The 6461-nt window shown below is 72.2% G+C and carries 7 protein-coding genes; 1 reads left to right on the forward strand and 6 read right to left on the reverse strand.

The features are described 5' to 3' along the window. Positions 1-217 precede the first annotated feature (217 nt). The 6 genes from flgI to flgB all read right to left on the reverse strand — a co-directional run bounded on the left by flgI (position 218) and on the right by flgB (position 4046). Positions 218-1321, reverse strand: a complete 1104-nt coding sequence (gene flgI / locus K2X24_RS02360; RefSeq protein WP_238279933.1) for a flagellar basal body P-ring protein FlgI — start codon at positions 1319-1321, stop codon at positions 218-220. Beyond that, on the reverse strand, positions 1321-1794 hold the full coding sequence (flgA, locus tag K2X24_RS02365; protein WP_292494270.1) for a flagellar basal body P-ring formation chaperone FlgA: 474 nt from the start codon (positions 1792-1794) through the stop codon (positions 1321-1323). Before flgA ends, flgI begins: the two co-directional genes overlap by 1 nt. 235 nt (positions 1795-2029) lie before the next feature. Beyond that, entirely contained in the window at positions 2030-2818 is a 789-nt protein-coding gene (flgG, locus tag K2X24_RS02370; protein WP_292494272.1) for a flagellar basal-body rod protein FlgG, read from the reverse strand. 77 nt (positions 2819-2895) lie between these two features. Then, entirely contained in the window at positions 2896-3234 is a 339-nt protein-coding gene (locus K2X24_RS02375) for a flagellar hook-basal body complex protein FliE (RefSeq protein ID WP_292494274.1), read from the reverse strand. 9 nt (positions 3235-3243) lie between these two features. Next, on the reverse strand, positions 3244-3660 hold the full coding sequence (gene flgC, locus K2X24_RS02380; RefSeq protein WP_238279929.1) for a flagellar basal body rod protein FlgC: 417 nt from the start codon (positions 3658-3660) through the stop codon (positions 3244-3246). Continuing rightward, positions 3660-4046: a flagellar basal body rod protein FlgB gene (gene flgB / locus K2X24_RS02385; RefSeq protein ID WP_292494276.1), complete on the reverse strand. Its 387-nt coding sequence runs from the start codon at positions 4044-4046 to the stop codon at positions 3660-3662. Before flgB ends, flgC begins: the two co-directional genes overlap by 1 nt. Positions 4047-4262: 216 nt before the next feature. Between flgB and K2X24_RS02390 the strand changes: the two genes are divergently transcribed. Beyond that, a partial coding sequence (locus K2X24_RS02390; RefSeq protein ID WP_292494278.1) for a heparinase occupies positions 4263-6461 on the forward strand: 2199 nt, incomplete at its 3' end.

Consider the following 6461-nt stretch of genomic DNA (forward strand, 5'->3'; position numbering starts at 1 on the left):
GGCTTGCCCGGGATGCTCGGCTTGCCCGTATCCGAAAGCCCCTCCCCCTCGAAGGCGCGCGCCGGGCCGAAGCCGAGCGAGGCGCCCGCCAGCACCGCGAGGAACAGGAGGACCCGCAGCGCCATCAGGGCGAGGGCGCGCATGGGTTGCGCCGGCGCCGGAAGCCCGACGATCAACCGGGCCGGATCGAAGTGCCGAACCAAATCGTTCGCCTGCCTCATTGCACCACGAGCTCCGCCTGAAGCGCGCCCGAGGTCTTCACCGCCTGCAGGATCGCGATGATGTCGCTGGGCTTGAGCCCGACATTGTTGAGGCCGCGCACCAGGGTCTGGAGATCGGAGCCGCCGATGATCGCCATGCGGCCCGACTGCTCGTTGATCGCCACCTCGGTGCGCGGCACCACCGCGGTCTGACCGTTGGAGAACGGGGCGGGCTGCGACACCTCGGGGGCCTCCGTGACCCGCACGGTGAGGTTGCCGTGGGTGACCGCCACCGTGGAGATCTGGACGTTGCGGCCGATCACGACCGTGCCGGTGCGCTGGTCGACGACCACGCGGGCCGGCGTGTCGGGATTGACGGTGAGGTCGCCGATCTCGGCCACGAACCGGGTCTGGGCGATGTTGCTCGGCCGCATCAGCGCGATGGCGCGCTGGTCGCGCGGGGCGGCCACGCGGCGGCCGAAGCGGGCCAGCGCATAGGCGTTGATGGCATCCGCCACCATGGTGGCGGTCTTGAAGTCCGGGTTCTTCAGCTCGAAGACGAGTTCGGGCAGGTCGCGGAAGGTGCCCGGGACCTCGCGCTCGATCAGGGCGCCGTTGGGAATGCGCCCGGCGGTGGGCACGCCCTGGGTGATGCTCTCGGCCTGGCCGGAGACGACGAAGCCCGAGACCGCCAGCGGCCCCTGCGCGGCGGCGTAGGTCAAGCCGTCGCCGCCCATCAGGGGCGTCATCAGCAGGGTGCCGCCCTTCAGCGAGGTGGCGTCGCCCAGCGAGGTGACGGTGACGTCGATGCGCGTGCCGGTCCCGGTATAGGGCGGCAGGTCGGCGGTCACCATCACGGCGGCGACGTTGCGGGTGCGCAGGCGGGCGTCGCGCACGTTGATGCCCATGCGGTCGAGCATCGATTGCAGGGACTGCTCGGTGAACTGCGCATTGCGCAGGGTGTCGCCGGAGCCCTGGAGGCCGGTGACGAGGCCGTAGCCCACGAGCTGGTTGTCGCGCACGCCCTTCAGGGTGGCGATGTCCTTGATCCGCGTGCCGGCCAGCGCGGGCGTCGGGAGCGCGAGGAGGAGCGCCGCGAGGATCGCCAGGATGCGGCGCATCAGCGGTCCCCGGTCCGGATTCGGCCGTCCGCCATGACGGTGCCGAGCACGATGCGGTTGGTGTCCGTGTTGCGCACGCGGATCACGTCGCCGAGGCCGCCGTTCTGGAGGGGGGCGCCGACGGCGGTGATGAGCAGGCCCTGCTCCTCGAACACGATCTGCGTCGGGGTGCCCCGGCTGACGAGGCGCGGGTCGTCGACGGCGTTGACCGGCACGGGCTCGCCCGGCAGCAGCATCCGGCGCGCGACCCGGCCCGCGATGGCGAGCGGCGCGTCGATGACGGCGGTGCGCGCCTTGAAGGTCTCCGGATAGGCCTGCATCCGCAGCATGGAGTCCTTGATCGTGTCGCCCGGATAGATCGTCACCGTCGGCACGGGCAGAGAGATGTCGCCGGCCGTCGCCGGAGCGGCGGCGAGCGCGAGGCCGACGGCCAGGACCGCGACGGGCAGGCGGGTGAATGTGGGAAGACCCATGGGGTGTGGTCGCGCCCTTGAAGGAAGCCCGGACGGGCGACCGCCGGCTCCGGCGGGAGGCGTCGTGCCTCCCGTCGCCACCGCGCGGATGTGGGATTCGGATCGGTCTGGGACAGGCGTCTCAGCGGACTTGCGTTGGGCGATCAACGCTTCGTCCGCTCAGATTCTATTTGTGTCGCAGGTCTTTGTCGCAAAACCGGCGGCCACTTTTGCGAAACCTGCTCAGGGGGCGGGCTTACCGGATCCCCTTGGAGACCGTGCCCGCCATCTCGTCGGCGGCCTGGATCACCTTCGAGTTCATCTCGAAGGCGCGCTGGGCCGTGATCATGTTGGTGATCTCCTTGACGGGATCGACGTTCGAGCTTTCCAGGTAACCCTGCTGCAGCTTGCCGAAGCTCGGGTCGCCGGGCACGCCGGTGACGGGCGCGCCCGACGCGGCGGTCTCGCGGTAGAGGCCGTTGCCCAGGGGCTCCAGGCCGGAATCGTTGGCGAAGTTGGCGAGCGTGATCTGGCCGAGGTTCTGCGCCTGGACCTGACCGTCGATCTTGGCGAAGACCTGACCCGACTGGTTGATCACCACGTCGACGGCGCCGTTGGGAATGAGGATCGCCGGGTCGAGGGCGTAGCCCTCCAGGGTCACGATCTGGCCGGTGTTGTTGCGGTTGAACGAGCCGGCGCGGGTGTAGTTGACCTCGCCGTTCGGGTTGGTGATCTGGAAGTAGCCCCGGCCGTTCACCGCCACGTCGAGCTGGTTCGAGGTATTGGCCAGCGGCCCCTGGCGGTGCAGGTTGCGGATGGCGGCGGTGCGTACGCCGAGGCCGAGCATCGCGCCCTCCGGCACCGGCTCCTGGCCGGCCTGGTTCGGCACGCCCTGCTGGCGTTCGGCCTGGTAGAGCAGGTCGGTGAACTCGGCCCGCGCGCCCTTGAACCCGGTGGTGTTCAGGTTGGCGATGTTGTTGGCGATGACCTCGAGGTTCATCTGCTGGGCGTTCATGCCCGTGGCCGCGATGGCGAGCGCTCTCATGTCTTCACGGTTCCGTCGTGGCGATGCGGCGAGGACGTTGGATCATCAGATCGGCGGATGGTCAGATCGGCAGATGGTCAGATCGGCATGCGGCTGAGTTCGAGATAGGCGGCGACCACCTTGTCCCGGACCGCGATGGCGGTCTGCAGGCTCTGCTCGGCATCCATCACGGCCTCGACCACCTGCTGCGTGGTGGCCTTGCCCTGAATCCCCGAGATGGCGGTGGCCTCGCCGGTGCGCAGGGAGGTGCGCAGGCCGGTGGCGAGCTGGGCCATGACGTCGCCGAAATCGGTGCCGCTGGTGCTCGCTGCCGGCATCACGGGGAAGCTCGCCCGCGCCAGGGGTGCGGCGGCCTCGGTGCGGGTGATGCCGGCGGCCCGGTCGAAGGCGGCGAGCGAGGTGAGGGCTTCGATCATCGGACGGGCTCAGGTTCGCAGGAGGTCGATGACGCTGGCGACCATGGCGCGAGCCTGCTTGATCACCTGCACGTTGGCTTCGAAGGACCGGTTGGCCTCGCGGATGTCGGCCATCTCCATGAGCACGTTGACGTTGGGCATCTTCACGTTGCCCTCCGCGTCGGCCGCCGGGTTGCCCGGGTCGCGCTCGATCCGGAACGGCGCATCGTCGGTGCCGATCTTCTGGAGCGCCACGGAGGTGCCGCCGGCGGCGCGGTCCATCGCGGCCCGGAACGTCACGGTCTTGCGGGCGTAGGGGTCGGCGCCCGGCCCGTCGCCCACCGACTGGGCGTTGGCGACGTTCTCGGCGGCGATGCGCAGGCGCAGGGACTGCGCCTCCAGGCCGGCGCTGGCGAGCCGCGTCGAGGCGCTGAGCGGATCGATCATCAGCTGCCCCTCACGGCGGCCTTGAGCATCCGGTCGAAGACCTTCGTGATGCCCATGTTGAGATTGTGCTGACGGCTGACCTCGCCCGCCTTGAGCATCTCCTGCTCCAGGCTGACGGAACTCGACGTGGACAGCGCGTCCCAGGCCTGCAAGGCCGTGATCGGCTTCGTCGGGATGCGCCCCTCGCCGGACGTGACATGGGCGCTCTCCGTCATGGACATGCCCATGGCGGTCGTGCGGGCCATCACCTCGGAGAACGGCACCACGTCGCGCGCCTTGTAGTCGGGCGTGTTGGCGTTCGCGACGTTGCTGGCGATGGTCGCCTGGCGCACCGCGAGGTAGCGGGCCTGCTGCGAGGCCAGGTCGAAGAGGTAGACGCCTGTCACGGCCGGCTCCGGTCCCGATCAATCATGACCGATCCCTAGGCAGCCAATCTTGCCCCAGGCTGGCGCGGCTTGACGGCGCCCGTCGAACCCCGTCAGTACCACGCCGGCACCGGACCCGCGTCGAACGGTCGGATCGTCTTAAGAAACGTCGCAGATCAAGACCACGGCCGCCCAGCGCACGATGTCCGCCTCCCCGTTCCACATCCGAACCGGCCCTTGAGCGCGGTGCAGGCGACCCTTCCGGGGTTACGAATCCTGGCACCCGGGCCCGCCCGCCATGCCGCCGGCGCCGGCGTCGGCCCCGGCGCGAGCGAACACCTCGTTCCGGCCAAGAACCGCTGGTCGCGGGTGGTGCTGCCCTTCGCCGGCCTCTTGCCCGAGGCATGGTGCACCCTGACCTTCCGGCTCGCCTGGGACGCGGCGGAGACGGCCGGGGCCGCCCTCGATTTCGCCCTGGCGGGCATCGATTTCCTGACCGAGGACGGGTCGAGCCTCGACTTCGACCACGTGCCGGGCCTCGACCGGACGCTCCTCGACCCGCACGGCGCCTGGATCGCCGGCCCCGGCTACCTGCCGACCGAAGCGCAGGGCGTCCGCATCGGGCTCGTCCGCGTCGCATTCCGCGTGCCGGCGCCCGCCTGCCGGCTCACCGTGACGATCCGCTCCTGGCGCAACAGCGAGACCTTCGCGGTCTCCGAGGCGACCCTGCGGCAGGGGCCGGCGGAGACGCCCTCCCCCGCCCTGCTCCCGCGCACCCGCCACCGACTCGGACCCGAGCCGGCCTGGAGCGAGCATGCCCTGGTGCCCGGCTGCGGGCTCGTCCTGCGCGGACAGCTCCACGTCGCGGCGCCCGGGACTCGCGGAGCGCTCGCACGCATCGTCTATCGGGACCAGCGGGGCGCGGTCCTGCCGCCCCCCTATCCGGGCGCGATCTCGGTGCCGGGGCTGGACGCGCTCGTCGACCTGCCCGCCCAGCAGCAGACGCGGCGCTTCACCCTCGAACTCGAGCCGCCGCAGGACGCGGCGCGGGTGGCGGTCGGCTTCGCGACGTGGACGGCGGACGGTGCGGCGGAACTCCTGAGCCCACCCGAGATCGCCCTCGCGGACCGGATGCGGCTCCAGAGCCTGTGCGGGGACGACCTCCTCGAGGCCGCAGACTTCCTCGCCCGCCTCGCCGAGCGCCTCGGGCTGGCCGGCGGCGCCTTCGCCGGCTGGTGCCCGCAGCCGGAGGCCGTCGCGGCGATCCCGGCGATCCTGGCGCGGGCCCGGGCCATCCAGCGGGGGGACGGCCCCCCGGCGGCGGGCATCGACCGGACCCTGCGCCTCGGCCCGGCCCCGCCCTGGACCCTGCCGGACGCCCCGGACTGGACCGAGGACCCGTTCCGCTCGGTGCCCTGGCGCCTCGAATACCAGTCGCTGGCCTGGCTCGGCGCCCTGGCGGAGGCACCGGGCGGGGCCCCCGCCGCCGTGAGCCTCGCCCTGTCCTGGTCGCGGGGGAATCCCTGGGGCGCCCCGGCGGACGGCCTCGCCCTGCATCCGGCGGCACTCGCCGCGCGCGCCGAGACCCTCGTGCGGCTGCTGGTCCGGGCGGGCAGGCCCGGCGGACCGGCTTCCCTCGCGCTCACCGGAGAGGCGGTCCGCCACGGCTTCGCCCTCGCGGAGATCGTCGGGCAGAACACCTTCGGGCGCTCGATCCACCAGGTCCAGGCGGCGGCCAGCCTGATGAGCGTGGCCCGCGCCCTGCCGCTGGTGCCGCTCTCGCCGCACTGGTCGTGCCTGGCGACGGGCGCCCTGGAGGCCGGCATCGCGGCCCTCGTCGACGACGCCGGGCGGTTCTCGGACCCGTCCCTGCACCAGCGCCTCGAACTCCTGACGCTGCTGCGCGCCCTCGACGTCGGCCTCACCGGGGACGACACCCGGGATCGTCTGCGATCCAGCCTCGCGCGGATCCTGGCAGCGGCGCTCCCGGCCGTCGCGGGCATGCTGGACCCCGGCGGCCGCCTGCCGCCCTTCGGCGATACGCCCCAGGGCCAGGATGCGGCCGGGTGGATCGGCCGCCTCGGCACGGGCGCCGGCCGGGCCCTGGTGATCGAGCGGCGGTCGGACCGGGCCCGGCTCCGGCACGCGCATCCGGACCGGCACGACGCGCCGGCGGATCCCCCCAGCGGGCGGGTCGACCCGGCATCCGGCATGATCGCCCTGCGGCACGACGCGCCGGGGCGCGGCTGGGGACATTTCGCCTGCACCTTCGCGAGCCAGGGCGCCGGCCATCGCGATGGCGGCTCCTTCGTCTATGCCTGCGACGGCGTGCGCTGGATCGTGGAGGCGGGCGGCTCGAGCCTGATCGAGACCGGAGCGGCGCGCCACCACGTCCTCTCGGAGGCGGGCCACAACGTGGCGGTGCCGGAGGGGCGC

The sequence above is a fragment of the Methylobacterium sp. genome (assembly GCF_019750675.1).
GTDB lineage: Bacteria > Pseudomonadota > Alphaproteobacteria > Rhizobiales > Beijerinckiaceae > Methylobacterium.

Bases quoted from the DNA above. Each gene is read 5' to 3' on its own strand.
- flgG (WP_292494272.1), bottom strand. From the start codon at position 2,818: ATGAGAGCGCTCGCCATCGCGGCCACGGGCATGAACGCCCAGCAGATG.
- flgC (WP_238279929.1), bottom strand. From the start codon at position 3,660: ATGATCGATCCGCTCAGCGCCTCGACGCGGCTCGCCAGCGCCGGCCTG.
- K2X24_RS02375 (WP_292494274.1), bottom strand. From the start codon at position 3,234: ATGATCGAAGCCCTCACCTCGCTCGCCGCCTTCGACCGGGCCGCCGGC.
- flgA (WP_292494270.1), bottom strand. From the start codon at position 1,794: ATGGGTCTTCCCACATTCACCCGCCTGCCCGTCGCGGTCCTGGCCGTC.
- flgI (WP_238279933.1), bottom strand. From the start codon at position 1,321: ATGCGCCGCATCCTGGCGATCCTCGCGGCGCTCCTCCTCGCGCTCCCG.